Here is a 19,023-nt window from a genome sequence, read left to right as displayed (position 1 = left end):
GCGCTCGGGTGTGCTGCTCATGGTGCTCGCGGTCGGGCTTTCCGCCTTCGGCGCCGGTTGCGCCGACGGCGTCGAATCGCGCGGCGAGACCGACGGCACCGAGCCCCTCGGCCTCCGCAAGGAAGTGACCGTTCCCATTCCGGCTGCGGTGACCACGGTCGTCTCGGCCGGTGCCGAGCCGCGTTCGCTGCTGCGGCCGGATTACCCGGCGGGCACGGTGCAGCGGGTCACGCTCTACACCGCGCACCACATCGAACAGCAGCTCGACGAGCAGCCGAAGCGCGATTTCTCCACCCCCGCGATGACCATTCCGATGACCGCGCAGACCACCACCGAGGGCATCGATCTGACCCTCGGCTCGGTCACCTCCCCGGACCCGACGCTGGCCAAGGCGCTCACCAAGATCGGCGGCTCGCACGCCGGCTTCGACCTCAGCGATCTCGGCGCGATCACCGCGTTGCGGCTCGAGCCTGCGCCGGATGTGTCCAACACCGCGCGCGCCGCCCTGGAGCAGGCGTTCTACCAGGCCGTCTACCGTTCGATCGCGTTCCCGGACCAGCCCGTCGGCGAGGGCGCGGTGTGGACGGTGCGGCAGGAGGTGAACGGCGGCGTCCTGCTCGACCAGGTGACCACCGCGACGCTGACCGAGCGCGAGGGCGACCGGCTCACCATCGAACTGCACGTCACGCAGAAGCCGAAGTCGCTGGTGTGGAACCTGCCGAACAACGCGGGCACCTTGGACATCCGCGACTACGTCATGCAGGGCGCGGGCACCATCACGGTGGATCTCGGCTTGCCGCTGCCGGTGGCCGGGTCCATCACCGTCGGCGGGCACCAGTCCTACCGCGATCCGCGCAGCGCCAGCACGCTGCGGCAGACGATCGATACGCAGGTGTCGTGGACCGAGTGATCCGCGCGTGCGGCCTGCTGACCGCGGCCGCGTCCGTCGTGCTCGGCGCGGGCTGTGGTTCGCCGGAACCCGCCGCCGAATCGCCCGGGCTGCCGCCGCTGGGCCCCGTGGTCGCCGCCGCCGCGGTAACGGGCTCGCCCGAGACCGATTCCGATCGGTTGCGCGATCGGTTGCTCGGCGACGCCGACCTGCCGTCGGGCTTCACCGCCCTGCCGCCGCGCGCCGAGGCGGGAATGGCAACCACCGACGCGTCGCCCACGAACCCGGCGGAATGCGCGAAGGTTCTCACACCGCTCGGCGCGCAACAGTCCGGCGCGCTCGCGCAGGCGTCCACGCACTATGCCGGGCCGAATTTCTCCAGTATCGATATCGACGCGGCCAGTTATCAGCAAGACACGGTCGCGGGGGCATTCTCGGCCGTGCAGGAAACGCTGCGCCGCTGTGCCCACTACTCGGGTGCCGACGCCACCGACATCGCGGTGGAGTACCGGATCGGCGGGCTCACCCAGCCACCCGCGGGCGATGCCGCCGCCGCCTTCCAGGTGCGCACCACCAGCGAAGGTCTGACGCTCGGCTCGTCGGTGGCGATCGTGCAGGTCGGCAGCACGCTGGTGCAGGTCGCGGTGACCGCACCGGAGGCGGTGGACCCCGGCGTGCTGAGTGCGCTGACGGCTGCGCAGGTGCGCAGGCTGAAGGGTGTCGCGGGCCCTTGATTTCCGGCGATACGGCTTGGCGCGGCGGTCGGCGGGAATAGGCTCGACATGGTCCGACACCATGCCTCGACCGGAGGTCAACCATGTCTGATGTCAAACCTATTCCCGAGGGATATCCGGTGGTCTCGCCCGGGCTGGCCATCGAAGGAGCGGCGGCGGCGATCGAGTTCTACAAGAACGTTTTCGGCGCCACCGAGCGAATGCGCATGCCCGGGCCGGGCGGCAAGATCGCGCATTGCGAACTGATGTTCGGCAATTCCGTCGTCATGCTCGGCGACCCGGCGCCCGATATGGACTTCCTCGACCCGAAGACGGTCGGCGGCACCCCGGTCAACCTCTACGTGTACGTCGAGGACGCCGACGCCGCCTTCGCGGCCGCGCTGAATGCGGGCGCCAAGGAACTCACGCCCATGACCACACAGTTCTACGGCGATCGCAGCGGTTCCTTCGAGGACCCGTGGGGACACCGCTGGACCGTCGCCACCCACGTCGAGGACGTGCCGCCCGAGGAGATGGACCGGCGGATGGCCGAGCAGTTCGGCGGATGACGAGCCGAATCGGCGAGCTCACCCGGCGATAATCGAATCACCGTCGACCCGAATGCTTTTCGGGGCGAGTGGGCTGGTGGCCGGTCCGTTCGCGACCGAGCCGTCCAGGCCGAACTTGCTGCCGTGACAGGCGCAGTCGACGGTGCCGCCGGACACCCTGACGACCTTGCATCCCGCGTGCGTGCAGATCGAGGACAGTCCGACGAAGGTGCCCGCGCTGGGTTGGGTCACCACGGTGTCGCCGACGATCACGCCGCCGCCGACCGGGATGTCGGTCGTCTTGGCGAGCACCTTCGCGGCGGGTCGGCCATCCGGGGCGGGATTCGCTGCGGGCGACGCATCGTCCTTCGCGTCGGTGGTGCACGCGGCGAGCGCCGCCGCGGCCGCGACGGCGCCGGCTCCCGCGATGACCACGGTGCGCCGGGTGTGGACCTGTTCGTCGAGTGTCATGTGTCACGCTCCTCGCCAACCGCGGCGGGCGGGATGCCTGCCGTCGAGCGATCGCGGTATCGACGTTGCGTCGGTACCGCTTTCGTCTTGTCCACGGAAAAGGCGACCGCGCGGTTCAATTGGTCAGGTCCCAGCCATGTCGGCGCGGCGTGGCGGTGCCGGTGTGTGGCTGAAACACCGTGCAGCCAAGGATGTTCCGTCCTGGCCACTACCCGCAGCTCGACAGGGATCGGCACAAGGCGCGAACGGCGGACCCGGACCCCCTCATCTGTTTGTGGCCGGGTCCGCCGCTCTCTGGTGGTTACCCGCGGGTGATGGCTTCGAACACCTTCGGGTCGACGAGGGTGGAGGTGTCGCCGAGTTGGCGTCCTTCGGCGATGTCGCGTAGCAGGCGGCGCATGATTTTGCCGCTGCGGGTTTTCGGCAGTTCGGGCACCACGTGGATCTCCCGCGGCCGGGCGATGGGGCTGATTTCGCGGGAGACCTCGGCCTTCAGCTCGTCCACCAGGTCCTGCCCGGTGTCGGTGGCCTCGGCGGTGAGGATGACGAAGGCGACGATGCCTTGGCCGGTGGTGGCGTCACTCGCGCCGACCACGGCTGCTTCGGCGACGCCGGCGTGACCGACGAGGGCGGATTCGACTTCGGCGGTGGAGATGCGGTGGCCGGAGACGTTCATGACGTCGTCGACGCGGCCCAGCACCCACAGATCCCCGTCGGTGTCGAGTTTGGCGCCGTCACCGGCGAAGTAGAAGCCCTGTGCCGCGAAGCGTTCCCAGTAGGTGGCCCGGTAGCGGTCCATGTCGCCCCAGATGCCGCGCAGCATCGACGGCCACGGCTGGTCCAGGACGAGGTAGCCGTTGGCTTCGGTCTCGCCGAGTTGGACCGGCTCGCCTTCCTCGTCGACGACTTTCGCCGAGATACCCGGCAGCGGGGTCATGGCCGCGCCCGGCTTGGCGGCGGTGACGCCCGGCAGGGGCGAGACCATGATCGCGCCGGTCTCGGTCTGCCACCAGGTGTCCACGATGGGAGTCTTGTTGCCGCCGATCACTTCTCGGTACCAGCGCCAGGCTTCGGGATTGATCGGCTCACCGACCGAGCCGAGCAGTCGCAGCGACGACAGGTTGTGCGATTCCGGGATCTCGCGGCCCCACTTCATAAAGGTGCGCACCAGCGTCGGGGCGGTGTAGTAGATGCTGACACCGTACTTTTCGATGATTTCGAAGTGCCGGTGCTCAGTGGGGAAGTTCGGCGTTCCCTCGTACACAACCTGTGTCGCCCGGTTGGTGAGGGGTCCGTAGACGATGTAGCTGTGGCCGGTGACCCAGCCGATGTCGGCGGTGCACCAGTAGACGTCCTGGCCCGGTTTGTGGTCGAAGACGTAGTGGTGGGTGTAGGCGGTTTGGGTGAGGTAGCCGCCGGTGGTGTGCAGGATGCCTTTGGGTTTTCCGGTGGTGCCGGAGGTGTAGAGGATGAACAGGGGGTGTTCGGCGTCGAAGGCCTGCGCTTGGTGTTGCGGGGAGGCGGTGGTGACGGTGTCGTGCCACCACAGGTCGCGGCCGTCGGTCCAGGGGACTTCGATTCCGGTGCGGCGTACCACCAGTACGTGCTCGACGCTGGAGGGTGCATCACCGTGGGAGAGGGCTTCGTCCACGGATGCCTTGAGCGGTGCCGCGGTGCCGCGGCGCCATTGGCCGTCGGTGGTGATGACCAGTCGAGCGGCCGCGTCGTCGACGCGTTGGCGTAGCGCGGTGGGGGAGAATCCGGCGAACACCACCGAGTGGGTCAGCCCGAGGCGGGCGCAGGCGAGCATGGCGACGATCGCTTCGGGGATCATCGGCATGTAGATCGCGACCCGGTCCCCGGCCTGCAGGCCCAGTTCGGTGAGGTAGTTGGCGGCGCGGGACACCTCGGCCAGCAGTTCGGCGTAGGTGAGGTCGCGGGAGTCGCCGGGCTCGCCTTCGAAGTGGATGGCGACCTGGTCGCCGTGCCCGGCCAGCACGTGGCGGTCCACGCAGTTGTCGGCGACGTTGAGTGTGCCGCCGGCGAACCACCGCGCCACCGGCGCGGCGGTCCAGTCCAGCACCTGCTCGAACGGTTGATGCCAATGCAACCGCCCGGCCTGCTCCGCCCAGAACTCCAGCCGATCAGCCCGCGCCCGGTCGTACAACTCCGCATCCGCGTTCGCCTGGGCGGCGAACTCCTGGGTGGGCGGGTAGGCGGTGTCGTCGCGGTTGTCGGTGGTAGCGCTGGTCACGCGAAATCTCCTAACGAAAGAACAAGAGGGACAAGGAAGACCGGGCACCGATCAGTGCACCACCGCCTTTTCGGCGCCGACGCCGGTGAGCGAGCGGACCTCCATCTCGGCGGCCTTGGCGGGGTTCTCGGATTTGCCGCCGAGGAAGGTGCCGGCAATGCCGAGCACGAAGGCCAACGGGATGGAGACGATGCCCGGGTTGGACAGCGGGAACCAGTCGAAATCCGATCCCGGCAGCATGGCGGACTTACTGCCCGAGACCGCGGGGGAGAACACGATCAGCACGATCGTCGAAATCAGCCCGCCGTACATGCTCCAGAGCGCGCCGGTGGTGTTGAACCGCCGCCAGAACAGCGAATACAGGATGGTCGGCAGGTTCGCCGACGCGGCGACCGCGAACGCCAGCGCCACCAGGAAGGCCACGTTCTGTCCGTTGGCCAGGATGCCCAGCGCGATGGCTAGCACGCCGATCACCACCGCCGTGATCCGGGAGACCCGAACCTGTTCGCGCTCACCGGCTTTCCCGCGCTTGATGACGTTGGCGTAGATGTCGTGCGCGAACGAGGCCGACGCGGTGATGGTCAGGCCGGCGACCACCGCGAGGATGGTGGCGAAGGCGACCGCGGAGATGACGCCGAGCAGCACCACGCCGCCGAGTTCGAAGGCAAGCAGCGGCGCCGCCGAATTCTGCCCGCCCGCGGCGGCCAGGATGCGGTCCGGCCCCACGATCGCGGCCGCGCCATAGCCCAGCACCAGTGTGAACAGGTAGAACGCGCCGATCAGGCCGATCGCCCAGACCACCGAGCGCCGCGCCTCTTTGGCGGTGGGCACCGTGTAGAAGCGCATCAGCACGTGCGGCAGACCCGCGGTGCCGAGCACCAGGGCGAGACCAAGGGACAGGAAGTTCAGCTTCGAGGTCTCGCTGCCGCCGTACTGCGCTCCCGGCGCGAGCACGTCGCGCGCGGCGACGGCTTTGCTCGCCGAATCGGAGACCGCGTCCTGCGCCGAGCCGAGGATGCTGGAGAAGTCGAATCCGTACTTGGCGAACACCATGACGGTCATCAGCGCCGCGCCCGCGATCAGCAGCACCGCCTTGATGATCTGCACCCACGTGGTGCCCTTCATGCCGCCGACCAGCACGTACACGATCATCAACAGGCCGACCACGGCGATCACGACCGACTGCCCGGTCTTGTCGGAGATGTCCAGCAGCAGCGCGACGAGCCCGCCGGCGCCCGCCATCTGCGCGAGCAGATAGAACAGCGACACCGTCAGCGTGGACAGCGCGGCCGCGGTGCGCACCGGTCCTTCCTTCAGCCGGAAGCTGAGCACGTCGGCCATGGTGAATTTGCCGGTGTTGCGGAGCATCTCGGCGACGAGCAGCAGCGCGACCAGCCAGGCGACCAGGAATCCGATGGAGTAGAGGAATCCGTCGTAGCCGTAGACCGCGATGGCGCCTGCGATGCCGAGAAAGCTCGCGGCCGAGAGGTAGTCGCCCGCGATGGCGATGCCGTTCTGCGGGCCGGAGAAGCCGCGCCCGCCGGTGAAGTAGTCGGCGGCGCTGGCGTTGTTGCGGCTGGCCCGGATCACCACGACCATCGTGATCACGACGAAGACGCCGAAGATGGCGATATTGGCGATCGGGTTGCCGACCGTCGCGGCGGCGGCGTAGGTGTGCACGGCGTTCATGCTCGGTCTCCCTCGAGGTAGCCGCGGATGGCCGCCGCGCGCGGATCCAGTTCCCGGTTGGCGAACCGGACGTACAGCGCGGTGATGGCGAAGGTGGAGACGAATTGGCCGAGGCCGAACAGCAATCCGACGTTGATGTTGCCGAATACCGGGCGGCTCATGAAGTCGTGCGCGTAGGCGCCGAGCAGCACGTAACCGAGGTACCAGAGCAGGAACAGTGCGGTCATCGGAAAGACGAAGCGCCGCAGGCGGTTTCGCAGTTCCTGGAATTGCGGGCTCGCCTGGGCGTCAGCGAATTCCGCTGCGCTCGGCGCTCGCCTCGGTGCGAGGTCGTCGAGATCGGTACTGGTCATGATGGTCCTACCAAGTGACGTGGCTTACTTCTCGAGGACGGTAAGCCAGGCAGGCGGGCCGACAGTAGGCTGTGGTGCAGGTCACTCCGTGAAGGTTGCCGAATATGCGGTGAGCGGTCGTTGCGGCGCGACGAACGGTCACCCCACGCAACCCTTCCCGCGCGGCGCCGGGCAGGTCGCGTGGCGCGGCGGGTCAGTCGGAGCGCAGGCTGCGTTCCCGGTCCGCGCCCATCCCCAGGCGTTCCGGCGCGTGCATCCGCACGAAGATCCGGCCGACCACTCTGCCGCCGAGCCCGCGGGTGAACGCGCTGACCAGCACCATGCTGGCGAACGCCAACGGCACACTGATCGCCGCGGGATAGCCGAGCAGTGCCGCGGGCCAGCCATCGGCCACCTCGCCGGAGAACCCGCCGGTGACCGAGACGACCGTCGCCCCGCCTGCCGTGAGACCACCCGCCACCAGGCCCGCCGCCGCGCCCGCCGCGGTGAGCCCGCGCCACCAGATCCCCAGCACCAGCAGCGGGCACAGCGTGGAGGCGGCCACCGCGAACGCCAATCCCACGGTGCGGGACAGATCCAGCGACGCGACGGTCAGCGAGAGCGCCAGCGGCACCGCACCGGCGGCGAGCGCCGCGGTGCGGAAATCGCGGATCCGGCCGCGCAGCATGTCGGTGCTGAGCACGCCCGCGATGCTCACCAGCAGGCCCGACGAGGTGGACAGGAACGCGGCGATCGCGCCCGCCGCGGCCAGCGCCGCGAGCAGTTGCCCCGGCAGTCCGGCGACCACCGCCGCGGGCAGCAGCACGACCGCGGCATCGGAGGTGCCCGTGATCAGTAGTTGCGGCACGTACAGGCGCGCGAAAACGCCCAGCAGCACCGGGAACAGGTAGAACACCCCGACCAGGCCGATCACCGCCAGCGCTGTCGCCCGGGCCGCCCGCCCGTCCGGGTTGGTGTAGAAGCGCACCAGCACGTGCGGCAGACCCATGGTGCCGAGAAAGGTCGCGAGGATCAGCGAGTAGACCTGATAAGTCGGATGCGGTCCGCCCAGTCCACCGCCCGGCGCCAGCCAGTCCGTCCCGTCCGCGGGCGCGCCCGCGACCACCGGCACCGCGGAGCCCGCCTCCAGCACCAGCCGGGTGCCCGCGGCCAGCTCGTGGGTGCCCGGTGTCAGCGGCACCGAGCCGTCGACCACGCGGTCGTCGAGGGTGCCGGTGATCGAAACCTGCTCCTGGACGGCGACCCGCACCAGCACGTCGGTGCGCACGTCGACCGTGGTGCGTTCGGACACCACCGGCGGCGCGGGCTCGCCCAGCTCACGCTCGTCGGCGAGGAAGTGCCCGAGCAGAACCAGCGCCGGGATCGCCACGGCGGTCAGCTTCAACCAGTACTGGAACGCCTGGACCAGGGTGATCGAGCGCATCCCGCCGCCGACCACGTTGGCGATCACGATCGCGCCCACGGCGACCGCGCCCACCCAGTCCGGCACGCCGAGCAGCAGGTGCAGCGTCAATCCCGCTCCCTGGAACTGCGGGATCAGATACACCGCGCAGACGAGTACCACGACGGTGGCCGCCAGCCTGCGCAAACGCGGCGAGCCCAGCCGGAATTCGGCGAAATCGGGCACCGTGTACGCGCCGGACCGGCGCAGCGGGGCGGCGACGAACAACAGCAGCGCGAGATACCCCGCGGTGAAGCCCACCGGATACCACAGCGCGTCCGCCCCGTACTTGGCGATCAGTCCGGCGACGCCGAGAAACGAAGCGGCCGACAGATATTCGCCGGAGATGGCGGCGGCATTCCAGCGTGGTCCGACGCTGCGCGAGGCGACCAGGAAGTCGGAGGTGGTGCGTGCGAGGCGCACGCCGTACGCACCGATCGCCACCGTGGCCAGCGCCGCGAGGACCAGCGCGGCCACGGTCAGCGCGGAGCCCGCGATCACGGCGCACCCGGGCGCGAGCGAAAGTGGCTGGCACGTGCCGAACCGCCTTCGAGAGTGCGCGCCCCAGCCGTATCGCCGCGGTGGCCGGTGGCCCGGACCGCGCGTGAGCGTCCGGCACGTGCCGGGTTTCCGGCGGGTGTTCGGGTCGCATTGCCGTGGTAGTCGGTGGTCCGGATTGCGTGTGAGTGTTCGGTGCGTGCCGGGTTTCCGGCGGGTGTTCGGGTCGCGTTGCCGTGGTAGCTGGTGGCCTGCACCGCGTGCGAGAGCTGGGCTCGCGCCGAAGTTCCTTCGGGGGGACGCGTCTCAGCCGCATCGCCGCGGTAGGCGGTGGCCCGCTCCGCGCGGGTGGGTCGAGTCGAGTGCACCGTCAATCCTCGGCCAGTTCGAGGAAATCCTGTTCGTTGCGCTCGGCCAGCCGCACATAGATCCGGCCGATCAGGAACAGCAGCGGGTACACCGCGCCGCCGAGCAGCAACCACGGCAACCGGATCCCCAGCACCTCCAGCGATCCGATCGGCCCGAACCCGAACAGCACGGGCAGTGCGCACAGCACGGCTATCGCCACCAGACCCAATCGCAGCGCGAGCCCGAGTTGGGCGCGGATCAGCCCACCGATGAGCGCCTCGCCGAACTCGGTCTGCTCGGCCACCTCCACCCGTGTGCGTATTCGCCGCGCTCCGCGTCGCTGTGAGAGCACGACGCGCTGGCGCACCGGACGTTGCGGCCCGGTCACGGGGTGCCCCGGTGCCGGTGGCGGTGCACCAACCGCTGTTTCAGCTCGCGCACCTGCCTGCGGCTGACCGGTAGTTCCACGGCCTGCGCCGCCCCCTCGGCGCGCAGGCACACCACGGTCCCGGTGCCCACTGTGCGCAGCCCCGTGACCAGCCGCAGCGCGACCAGATACGACCGGTGCACCCGCAGGAATCCCGCATCCTGCCAGCGGGATTCCAACGCGGACAATGGAATCCGCACCAAATGTGATCCGCCGCTGGTGTGCAGCCGGGCATAGTCTCCGTCGGCCTCCACCCAGCTGACGCTCGAGCGCGGCACCAGCGTGGTCACCCCGCCCAGCTCCACGGGGATGACCTCGCTCGGGTCGGTGCGCGTATCGGAGGCGGGCTGGTGTGGCGCGCTCCGCGCGGCGGCGATGCGCCGCACCGCCTCGGCGAGACGCGCTTCGCGCAGCGGTTTGAGCAGATAGTCCACCGCGCCCAGGTCGAATGCCGCGATCGCCCGGTCGTCGTGCGCGGTCACGAAGACCACCGCGGGCGGGCTGGCGAACTCCGAGAGGATTCCGGCCAGCTCCATCCCGTCCAGGCCCGGCATGTTGATGTCCAGGAACACCGCGTCGACCGGATGCGCCCGCAGCATCCGCAGCGCGTCGGTGGCGTCGCCCGCCGCGTGAATCTCGCCGATCTCACTCCGCGCGCGCAGCAGATACACCAGCTCGTCCAGAGCGGGTTTCTCATCGTCCACGGCGAGCACGCGCAGCGCCGACTTGCTGGTAACGCGGGTCACAACCGCTCCATCGTAAGGGGGCGCCTGGACCGACCGGGGCGGGATACCGGCGGCGGCGCATCGTCACCGCCCCGGTCTCGCGCACGCGCTGCGATTGCGGGCGAAGCTGTGCGGCGCAGCATCGACGTAAGCCGCATCATCGCCGTCGATCATGACAAGCGGCGGGGAGGTGAGACGCTTTCGGCGCCCGGCCTCGCCCCCTCAGGCTCGGATGCCCGCGCGGAACTTGGGGACGCGCAAGCTGACCTTCGTGCCCGCGCCGGGCGCGGTCTCCACGACCAAGCCGTAGTCGTCGCCGAAGGCCGCGCGCAGCCGGTCGTCGACGTTGGCCAGTCCGATATGGGCGGACTCACCGGAGCCCGCCCCGGCGTCGACGGCATCGAGCGCTCCGGAGCGCAACAGGTCCGGCTCCATGCCGACGCCGTCGTCCTCCACGCTGATCACGCAGTCGGTGCCCGCATCGGTGGCGACGATGCTGACGGTGCCGCCGTGCGCGGTGCCCGCCAGCCCGTGCCGCACGGCGTTCTCCACCAGCGGCTGCAGCGCGAGAAAAGGCAGGACCACGCCGAGCACCTCGGGCGCGATGCGGAGCCGGACCTGCAACGCGTCGCCGAAACGCGCCCGCTCGAGTGCCAGGTACCGCTCGATGTTGCGCAGTTCGTCGGCCAGCACCGTGAACTCGCCTGCGGCGCGGAAGGAGTACCTGGTGAAGTCGGCGAACTCGAGGATGAGCTCGCGGGCGCGCGCCGGGTCGGTGCGGACGAACGAGGCGATCGTGTTGAGGGCGTTGTAGATGAAATGCGGGCTGATCTGCGCACGCAGTGCGCGCACCTCGGCGCGGTCCAACCGGGCCCGCGACGCATCCAGCTCGGCCAATTCCAACTGACCGCAGGCATAGCGCGCCACCTCCGCGACCGCGCCGAGCCGTCCAGGGCCGGGTGGCCCGGTGCTCACCACGCCGAGTACCCCGGCCACGCCGGTGGATTCGATCAGTAGTGGCTGCGCGATCAAGGTTCGCCCGGCATGCTCGCCGCGCCCGGGACCGGCGACGAGCACCGGGCGCTCGCCCGCGACGGCGCGCCCGGCCGCCTCGGTGAAGTGTTCGGCGAGTTCGGCGTGCGGCCCCTCCCAGGCCAACAGCGTCCCGTCGGGATCGGCAAGCGCGAGCGCCTCGGCGCCGGTAAGCGCGCGCAGGTGCGGCGCCGCCTCCCGTGCGGACCGCTCGGTCAGCCCCCGGCGCAAGGGGACCGCCGCCAGCGACGCGGTGTGCAGCGCCGAGTGCACCGCCCGCTCGGCGGGGGTGGTCACCACCCTGCGAGTGCGCGACCAGATCAGCAGCGCACCCGCGATCAGCGCCGCCGCGGCCACGACGGCGAGTGCGGTGGTCATGGCAGGCTTCGGCGCGGGGAGCTCATGCGCCGATTATCGCCTCGACCGGATTCCGCGGAGCGCGGCGTTGGATCCGGCCGCGGCGCGCGGACCACGCGGCGCGGGTGATCAGCCCTGGTACTGCGGCACCGTGAACTCGACCGTGCCCGGCTCCGGAAAGTGCGGGGCACCGATGGTGACCGTCGCGGTGAACTGGCCGATACCGGGTGCGAACAGAGTGGAGTGCCCGCTGTTGGCCCAGTAGCCGGGCCCGTGGGCGGTCACCTGGAAGGCGCCCGTCTGGCCGGTGGCCACGTTGCGCCAGTTCAGCGTGACCGGCAGGGTGCACGGCCCGGCGCCGACCAGAGTGGAACTCACCGTGAACGCCGCTTGGTTGGGGTAGGCGTTGCCGTTGACCGACATGTGCACCTGGCCCACGCACGGCCCCTGCGCGAGGGTGTACACGGTGGCGAACTCGACGGCCGGAGCCGCCGCGGCGGGTGCGGCCGTCGCGACCAGGGTTGCCGCCGCCACGGCGGGAAGGGCCAACAGCGCTGTCGTCGAATTCATCGACACCTCCACAGGTTCACCGAACATCCGTGTCCGTCATGCCGCGCATCCGTCCCCGAGACGCCCGCTGGCGCCGTGGGAGGAAGGCCGAGACTACTGCCGCCCAGCGGCCACGGTGCGGGAGTTCGGGTATTCGGCGCGACCCGACACTCGCGGAAATCGGACGCTCACACGGCGAGTCGCCAGGACGCGCCGCTGGTCGTTTCCACCGACACGCCGGGCGCGGACCGGACGCCAGCGCGCCGTGGAAAACCCGTCGGTGGGCACCCCTAGAATCGGTCCAGCCAACCCCCGTCGAGACTTTGGGAGGAAGGACCATCTTGGCCCCCTCGTCCGGATCGTTCGTTCATCTGCACAACCACACCGAGTACTCCATGCTCGACGGTGCGGCCAAGATCTCGCCCCTGTTCAGCGAGGCGAAACGGCTGGGGATGAACGCGGTCGGGATGACCGACCACGGCAACATGTACGGGGCGTCGGAGTTCTACAACTCCGCCAAGAAACACGACATCAAGCCGATCATCGGCATCGAGGCCTATATCGCGCCCGCCTCCCGGTTCGACAACAAGCGCGTGCAGTGGGGCGACCCGAGCCAGAAGGGCGACGACGTCTCCGGCTCGGGCGCCTACACGCACATGACCATGGTCGCCGAGAACGCGACCGGTCTGCGCAACCTGTTCAAGCTGTCCTCGCTGGCCTCCATCGAGGGCCAGCTCGGCAAGTGGGCGCGCATGGACGCGGAGATCATCGCCCAGTACGCCGAAGGCATCATCGCGACCACCGGCTGCCCTTCCGGTGAGGTGCAGACCCGGTTGCGCCTCGGCCACGACCGCGAGGCGCTGGAGGCGGCGGCCAAATGGCAGGAGATCTTCGGCAAGGACAATTTCTTCCTCGAGGTGATGGACCACGGATTGTCCATCGAGCGCCGGGTCCGTGAGGGATTGCTGAATGTCGGTAAGCAACTGGGCATTCCGGCGCTGGCCACGAACGACTGCCACTACGTCACCAAGGACCAGTCCGCCAACCACGAGGCGCTGCTGTGTGTGCAAACCGGCAAGACGCTGTCCGACCCCACCCGTTTCAAGTTCGACGGTGACGGCTACTACCTGAAGTCCGCCGAGGAGATGCGCGCGCTGTGGGATGCCGAGGTGCCCGGCGCGTGCGACAACACGGTGCTGATCGGCGAGCGGGTCCAGTCCTACGACGAGGTGTGGGCCTTCAAGGACCGCATGCCGGTCTTCCCGGTGCCCGAGGGCGAGGACCAGGATTCCTGGCTGCGCAAAGAGGTCGAGCGCGGCCTGCGGCGCCGGTTCCCCGGCGGGGTGCCCGAGGAGTACTACACCCGCGCCTACTACGAACTCGACGTCATCAAGCAGAAGGGCTTCCCGGCTTACTTCCTCGTCGTCGGCGACCTCGTGTCGCACGCGCGGGAAGTCGGCATCCGCGTCGGACCCGGCCGTGGTTCGGCGGCCGGGTCGCTGGTGGCCTACGCGCTCGGCATCACCAACATCGATCCGCTGCCGCACGGCCTGCTGTTCGAGCGGTTCCTCAACCCGGAGCGCCCGTCCGCGCCCGATATCGATATCGACTTCGACGATCGCCGCCGCGGTGAGATGGTCCGCTACGCCACCGATAAATGGGGCAGCGACCGGGTCGCCCAGGTGATCACCTTCGGCACCATCAAGACCAAGGCCGCGATCAAGGACTCCGCCCGAGTCCAGTTCGGCCAGCCCGGCTTCGCCATCGCCGACCAGATCTCCAAGGCGCTGCCGCCGCCGATCATGGCCAAGGACATTCCGCTGTCGGGCATCATGGACCCCGACCACGAGCGGTACAAGGAGGCCGCCGAGGTCCGCGAGCTCATCGGCAGCAACCCCGACGTCGCCAAGATCTACGAGACCGCGCGCGGGCTCGAGGGCCTGATCCGCAACGCGGGCGTGCACGCCTGCGCGGTGATCATGTCCTCCGAGCCGCTGATGGACGCCATCCCGGTGTGGAAGCGGCCCCAGGACGGGGCCATCATCACCGGCTGGGACTACCCGTCCTGCGAGGCCATCGGCCTGCTGAAGATGGACTTCCTCGGCCTGCGCAACCTCACCGTGATCGGTGACGCGCTGGACAACATCAAGGCCAATCGCGGCATCGACCTGGACATGGACAATCTGCCGCTGGACGATCCCGCGACCTACGAATTGCTTTCGCGCGGCGACACTCTCGGCGTCTTCCAGCTCGACGGCGGCCCCATGCGTGACCTGCTGCGCCGCATGCAGCCCACCGGCTTCAACGACATCGTCGCCGTGCTCGCGCTCTACCGTCCCGGCCCGATGGGCATGAACGCGCACAACGATTACGCCGACCGCAAGAACGGGCGGCAGCCGATCACGCCGATCCATCCCGAGCTGGAAGAGCCCCTGAAGGACATTCTCGCCGAGACCTACGGCCTGATCGTCTACCAAGAGCAGATCATGTTCATCGCGCAGAAGGTCGCCTCCTACTCGATGGGCAAGGCCGACGCGCTGCGCAAGGCGATGGGTAAGAAGAAGCTCGAAGTCCTCGAAGCCGAGTACAAGGGCTTCCACGAGGGCATGACCGCGAACGGATTCTCCGAGGGCGCGGTGAAGGCGCTGTGGGACACCATCCTTCCGTTCGCCGGCTACGCGTTCAACAAGTCGCACGCCGCGGGCTACGGCCTCGTCTCGTTCTGGACCGCCTACCTCAAGGCCAACTATCCGGCCGAGTACATGGCGGGCCTGCTCACCTCCGTCGGCGACGACAAGGACAAGGCCGCGGTCTACCTCGCGGACTGCCGCCGACTCGGCATCACCGTGCTGCCGCCGGACGTCAACGAGTCCGAGCAGAACTTCGCCTCCGTCGGCAAGGACATCCGCTTCGGTCTCGGCGCGGTGCGCAACGTCGGCGCGAACGTGGTGGCCTCGATCATCCAGGCGCGCAAGGAGAAATCGAAGTTCACCGACTTCTCCGACTACCTGAACAAGATCGACGCGATCGCGGCGAGCAAGAAGGTCACCGAATCGCTCATCAAGGCGGGCGGGTTCGACTCGCTCGGGCACCCCCGCAAGGGCTTGATGCTGATCCATTCCGACGCCATCGACGCCGTGATGGCCACCAAGAAGGCCGAGGCGATCGGTCAATTCGACCTGTTCGGCGGCTTGGACGCGGACGAGTCGGTGACCTCGGTGTTCAACGTGAAGGTTCCCGACGAGGAGTGGGAGGCCAAACACCGGCTGGCGCTGGAGCGGGAGATGCTCGGGTTGTACGTGTCCGGGCATCCGCTCAACGGCGTCGAGCATGTCCTCGCGGCCCAAGCGGATACGCAGATCCCGGCCATCCTGGAAGGGGACATCAAGGACGGCACGCAGGTGACCGTCGGCGGCATCCTGGCCTCGGTGAACCGGCGCATCAACAAGAACGGTCTGGCCTGGGCGTCGGCGCAGCTGGAGGACCTCACCGGTGGCATCGAGGTGCTGTTCTTCCCGCAGTCGTACTCGGTCTACGGCATGGACGTCGTCGAGGACGCCGTGGTGCTGGTGAAGGCGCGCGTCTCGGTCCGCGACGACCGGATCTCGTTGATCGCCAACGATCTCGCGGTGCCCGATCTTTCCACGGTCGGCGTGGCCAAGCCGCTCTCGGTCACCATCACCACCCGCATGTGCACCCCGGACAAGATCGGCGAACTCAAGCGGGTCTTGTCCAGGCACCCCGGCACCTCGGATGTCCATATCCGCCATGTCGGCGCCCGAGACAAGACCACGCTGTGGAAACTGGACGAGCGTCTGCGTGTTTCGCCGTCATCAGCCCTGATGGGCGACCTGAAGGCGCTGCTCGGCCCCGGCTGCCTGACCGCCTGACCGTGTGTGCCTGCCTGCGCCTGCGGCGCTGGGTGTTCACGGCCCCCTGATGGCTCGCGTCCGAGCGACCGCCGCTCGCGACTTCGTCGCTTGCGGGTCGGCCGCTCGGACGGTTCGTGTGCAGGGCTATCGGCCCACGTCGGCCAGCGCCGGTTCGGGCGTGCCGACCGAAGCCTGCGCTGTCCGGTCACGGTGCAGGGCATGGCTCCACGCGACCGTGCCGAGTGCGGCGATGCCGAGCACCGCGCCGATCCAGCCCACCGCGGCGTAGCCGAAACCGGCGCCGATGGCGAGGCCGCCGAGCCAGGGCCCCGCCGTGATGCCGATGTTGAACGAGGAGATGTTCGCCGCTGCGGCCAGGGTCGGTGCCTCGCCCGCGAGGGCGAAGACGCGACTGTTCAGGGTCGGGTTGATGCCGAAACCGAAGGCGCCCAACAAGAACGACAGCAGCACGACGGGAATGGCGTACCGGGCGGTCAGGGCGAGCAGGGCCGAGGTGAGCACCACCCCGGTGATGCCGACGTACAGGCTGCTGAGCGGATGAGCGTCGGCGGTACGGCCGCCGATCACGATGCCGAGGAACGCCCCGAGTCCGTAGATGGCCAGCACCACGGGAATCCAGCCGTCGGCCAGTTTCGTGGTGTCCGACAGCAACGCGCCCAGGTAGGCGAAGCTCACCAGCAACGCACCGGTGGCGAGGGCGGTGATGCCGTAGGACAGCCACAGCAACGGCCGCAGCATGGTGCGTAGCTCGACGCGCACCCGCGGCGCCGCGGCCGGACGTCCACCGGGGATCTTCACCAGCACACCGAGCATCGCGGCCGCGCACAGGAGCGCGACCGCCCAGAACGCGGCGCGCCAGCCCAAGTGCTGCCCGATGACGGTGCCCGCGGGAAGCCCGAGGATGGTCGCCACGGTCAACCCGCCCGCGACGATGCTCATGGCTTTGCCGCGCGCGGTGGCGGGGACCAGGCTGATCGCCGTGGTCGCGGCCACGGCCCAGAACCCGGCGTAGACGAACGCGCCCACCACCCTGGTCGCGAATAGCACCCAGTAGTCCGAGGTCAGCGCGCCCATGACGTGGGCGACGACGAACACCGCGAGAAAGGCCAGCAGCGCGGTGCGCCGCGACCAGCGCAGCGTCGCGACCGCCAGCACCGGTGCGCCCACCAGCATGCCCAGGGCGAACGCCGAGATGAGCAGGCCCGCGTGTGGCACGGAAACGCCCAGGTCACCGGCCATCTCGGTGAGCAGGCCCGCGAGCATCAGCTCCGAGGTGCCCTGGGCGAAGATCGACAGACCCAGGACGTATATCGCCACGGGCATCGGTACCTCCTTGTTTTGTACTGAACTATCCAAAATGAGGACGCGGCGACGCTGCCGCTGGTGCGGAGAGTGGTTGCTACGCGGCGGGGTTCAGAGTGCGCCGAGCGCGGTGGTCGCGATGGCGGTCAGCGTCTCCCGGTCCGCGCCGCCGCGGGCGGCGAGCCGCATGCCGCTGATCGTGGCGATCACGAAATGGGCCAATGCGCGCGGGTCCTTGTCCGGGGCGATCTCGCCTGCGCGCCTCGCGTTTTCGAATGCCTCCGCGAGCGCGGCGAGCCGCCGTTCGTGGTCGGCGCGCAGGATCGCGGCCACCTCGGGGTCACGCGGGGCCAGTTCGATTGTCGAGTTGAGCACCAAGCAGCCCAGCGGGTCGTCTGCCGGTGCCTCGACGATCTTCCACAAGAGTGCGCGGATCTTCGCCAGTACGTCGCCCTCGCTGTCGAGCAGCTCGAACGTCTCGGCGTTCTTGGTCGCCATGTAGCGGCGCAGGGCGCGCTGGAACAGGTCCCGCTTGCTGGTGAAGGTGTTGTAGATGCTGCTGCGGCCCAGTCCCGTCGCGGCGCAGAGGTCCTCGGTGGAGGTCGCCTCGTATCCCGTGTGCCAGAACGCCCGCATCGCCGCGTCCACCGCGCGGTCCTCGTCGAACAACCTGGGTCGTGCCATGGGTCCACGCTAACACGGTTTTGAACAGATCGTTCCAATATTGATTCCGGCGCTCTGACCGCTCACGGTGAGACCGCGACGCCGAGCGTCTGGGCGGCCTCGAAGCGAGGGGCGCCCTCGCCGTAGAACGACTCGGCCTCGCGGATCTCGAAACCGGCGGCCGTCAGCAGAGCGCGGATGTCGCGGTTCAGGTGGCAGCCGCCGAACAGCCTTTTCTGCACCGGGTTCAGCCGGTTCTGCCAGACCTGCACCTTGTGGTCCGGTGCGAGCCCGTGCTCGACGAAGTGCAGGGTTCCGCCGGGAACGAGCACCCGGCGCAGCTCGGCCAGCGCGGTCGCGATGTCGGGAATGGTGCACATCGTCCAGGTCGACAACGCGCAGTCGAAGGTGTTGTCCGCGAAGGGGAGGGCTTGCCCATCCAGCCCCGAGCGCTCGATCGGCACGGTCGTCGCGGCGATCCGCTTGCTCGCCAGTCGCCACCCGAGATCGGCGGGTTCCACCGCGCTGACCGACTCCACCGCCGCCGGATAGAACGGCACGTTGAGCCCCGAGCCGAACCCGATCTCCACGACCCGTCCGTGCAGCCTGGCGCACACGCGCTCACGCAGCGGTTTGTTGACCCGCATGCCGCAGGCGACGTTCACGATCCGAGGGACGACCTGCTCGCCATAGATGCCCACACCCCTACTCTCGCAGGGATCGCGCGCCCAGACCAGAGCATGCGGACGCTGTCTGGACTTGCACGTCGCCGTACGGCAGGAAGACGAGGCCGGGTACTGCCGGGCGAACTGATCCGGATTTGCCAGGCGGGCTGTCCGCAAGGCGCTCGGGCTGTCGGATCGGGTGTTCG

16 protein-coding genes are annotated in these 19,023 nt (G+C 69.1%); 4 read left to right on the top strand and 12 right to left on the bottom strand.

What is annotated here, in order from left to right; all coding sequences use genetic code 11:
* Nucleotides 1-19: 19 nt before the first annotated feature.
* The 3 genes from ACWPXK_RS27695 (at nucleotide 20) to ACWPXK_RS27685 (ending at nucleotide 2,171) form a co-directional block, all read left to right on the top strand.
* Nucleotides 20-910 (top strand): hypothetical protein, encoded by an 891-nt coding sequence (locus tag ACWPXK_RS27695; RefSeq protein WP_454199152.1) that lies wholly within the window; start codon nucleotides 20-22, stop codon nucleotides 908-910.
* Nucleotides 898-1,623, top strand: coding sequence for a hypothetical protein (locus ACWPXK_RS27690; RefSeq protein WP_454199098.1), 726 nt, complete (start codon nucleotides 898-900; stop codon nucleotides 1,621-1,623). Before ACWPXK_RS27695 ends, ACWPXK_RS27690 begins: the two co-directional genes overlap by 13 nt.
* Nucleotides 1,624-1,706: 83 nt before the next feature.
* Nucleotides 1,707-2,171, top strand: coding sequence for a VOC family protein (locus tag ACWPXK_RS27685; RefSeq protein WP_454199097.1), 465 nt, complete (start codon nucleotides 1,707-1,709; stop codon nucleotides 2,169-2,171).
* 18 nt (nucleotides 2,172-2,189) lie between these two features.
* Here ACWPXK_RS27685 and ACWPXK_RS27680 read toward each other — a convergent pair whose 3' ends face one another.
* The 9 genes from ACWPXK_RS27680 to ACWPXK_RS27640 form a co-directional block, all read right to left on the bottom strand.
* The gene (locus ACWPXK_RS27680) at nucleotides 2,190-2,621 is read right to left on the bottom strand and encodes a QcrA and Rieske domain-containing protein (protein ID WP_454199096.1); all 432 of its coding nucleotides are present in this window, start codon (nucleotides 2,619-2,621) and stop codon (nucleotides 2,190-2,192) included.
* Nucleotides 2,622-2,922: 301 nt separating this feature from the next.
* Nucleotides 2,923-4,875 (bottom strand): acetate--CoA ligase, encoded by a 1,953-nt coding sequence (acs, locus tag ACWPXK_RS27675; RefSeq protein ID WP_454199095.1) that lies wholly within the window; start codon nucleotides 4,873-4,875, stop codon nucleotides 2,923-2,925.
* 51 nt (nucleotides 4,876-4,926) lie between these two features.
* Nucleotides 4,927-6,564 carry a solute symporter family protein gene (locus ACWPXK_RS27670; protein ID WP_454199094.1) on the bottom strand — a complete coding sequence of 546 codons (1,638 nt, stop codon included), beginning with the start codon at nucleotides 6,562-6,564 and terminating at the stop codon, nucleotides 4,927-4,929.
* Entirely contained in the window at nucleotides 6,561-6,917 is a 357-nt protein-coding gene (locus tag ACWPXK_RS27665) for a DUF485 domain-containing protein (RefSeq protein ID WP_454199093.1), read from the bottom strand. The genes ACWPXK_RS27670 and ACWPXK_RS27665 overlap by 4 nt, the downstream gene beginning before the upstream one ends.
* Before the next feature lie 193 nt (nucleotides 6,918-7,110).
* Nucleotides 7,111-8,859 (bottom strand): sodium/solute symporter, encoded by a 1,749-nt coding sequence (locus ACWPXK_RS27660; RefSeq protein ID WP_454199092.1) that lies wholly within the window; start codon nucleotides 8,857-8,859, stop codon nucleotides 7,111-7,113.
* Between the two features lie 367 nt (nucleotides 8,860-9,226).
* Nucleotides 9,227-9,592, bottom strand: a complete 366-nt coding sequence (locus ACWPXK_RS27655; protein ID WP_454199091.1) for a hypothetical protein — start codon at nucleotides 9,590-9,592, stop codon at nucleotides 9,227-9,229.
* Nucleotides 9,589-10,377, bottom strand: a complete 789-nt coding sequence (locus tag ACWPXK_RS27650) for a LytR/AlgR family response regulator transcription factor (protein WP_454199090.1) — start codon at nucleotides 10,375-10,377, stop codon at nucleotides 9,589-9,591. Before ACWPXK_RS27650 ends, ACWPXK_RS27655 begins: the two co-directional genes overlap by 4 nt.
* 201 nt (nucleotides 10,378-10,578) lie before the next feature.
* Nucleotides 10,579-11,766: a sensor histidine kinase gene (locus tag ACWPXK_RS27645; RefSeq protein WP_454199089.1), complete on the bottom strand. Its 1,188-nt coding sequence runs from the start codon at nucleotides 11,764-11,766 to the stop codon at nucleotides 10,579-10,581.
* 108 nt (nucleotides 11,767-11,874) lie between these two features.
* Nucleotides 11,875-12,315 carry a hypothetical protein gene (locus ACWPXK_RS27640; protein ID WP_454199088.1) on the bottom strand — a complete coding sequence of 147 codons (441 nt, stop codon included), beginning with the start codon at nucleotides 12,313-12,315 and terminating at the stop codon, nucleotides 11,875-11,877.
* Nucleotides 12,316-12,635: 320 nt separating this feature from the next.
* On the opposite strand from ACWPXK_RS27640, the gene dnaE reads away from it, so the two are divergent.
* Complete coding sequence (gene dnaE / locus ACWPXK_RS27635; RefSeq protein ID WP_454199087.1) at nucleotides 12,636-16,184, top strand: DNA polymerase III subunit alpha; 3,549 nt, start codon at nucleotides 12,636-12,638, stop codon at nucleotides 16,182-16,184.
* 126 nt (nucleotides 16,185-16,310) lie between these two features.
* Here the strand turns inward: dnaE and ACWPXK_RS27630 are convergent, their stop codons facing one another.
* From ACWPXK_RS27630 to ACWPXK_RS27620, 3 genes are all read right to left on the bottom strand, one after another.
* Nucleotides 16,311-17,510: a Cmx/CmrA family chloramphenicol efflux MFS transporter gene (locus tag ACWPXK_RS27630; RefSeq protein WP_454199086.1), complete on the bottom strand. Its 1,200-nt coding sequence runs from the start codon at nucleotides 17,508-17,510 to the stop codon at nucleotides 16,311-16,313.
* 90 nt (nucleotides 17,511-17,600) lie between these two features.
* On the bottom strand, nucleotides 17,601-18,173 hold the full coding sequence (locus ACWPXK_RS27625) for a TetR/AcrR family transcriptional regulator (protein ID WP_454199085.1): 573 nt from the start codon (nucleotides 18,171-18,173) through the stop codon (nucleotides 17,601-17,603).
* Between the two features lie 62 nt (nucleotides 18,174-18,235).
* Nucleotides 18,236-18,853 carry a class I SAM-dependent methyltransferase gene (locus ACWPXK_RS27620; protein ID WP_454199084.1) on the bottom strand — a complete coding sequence of 206 codons (618 nt, stop codon included), beginning with the start codon at nucleotides 18,851-18,853 and terminating at the stop codon, nucleotides 18,236-18,238.
* Nucleotides 18,854-19,023 lie beyond the last annotated feature (170 nt).

Source organism: Nocardia sp. Marseille-Q1738, from assembly GCF_965283145.1.
This window is presented reverse-complemented; position numbering and strand designations above follow the sequence as displayed.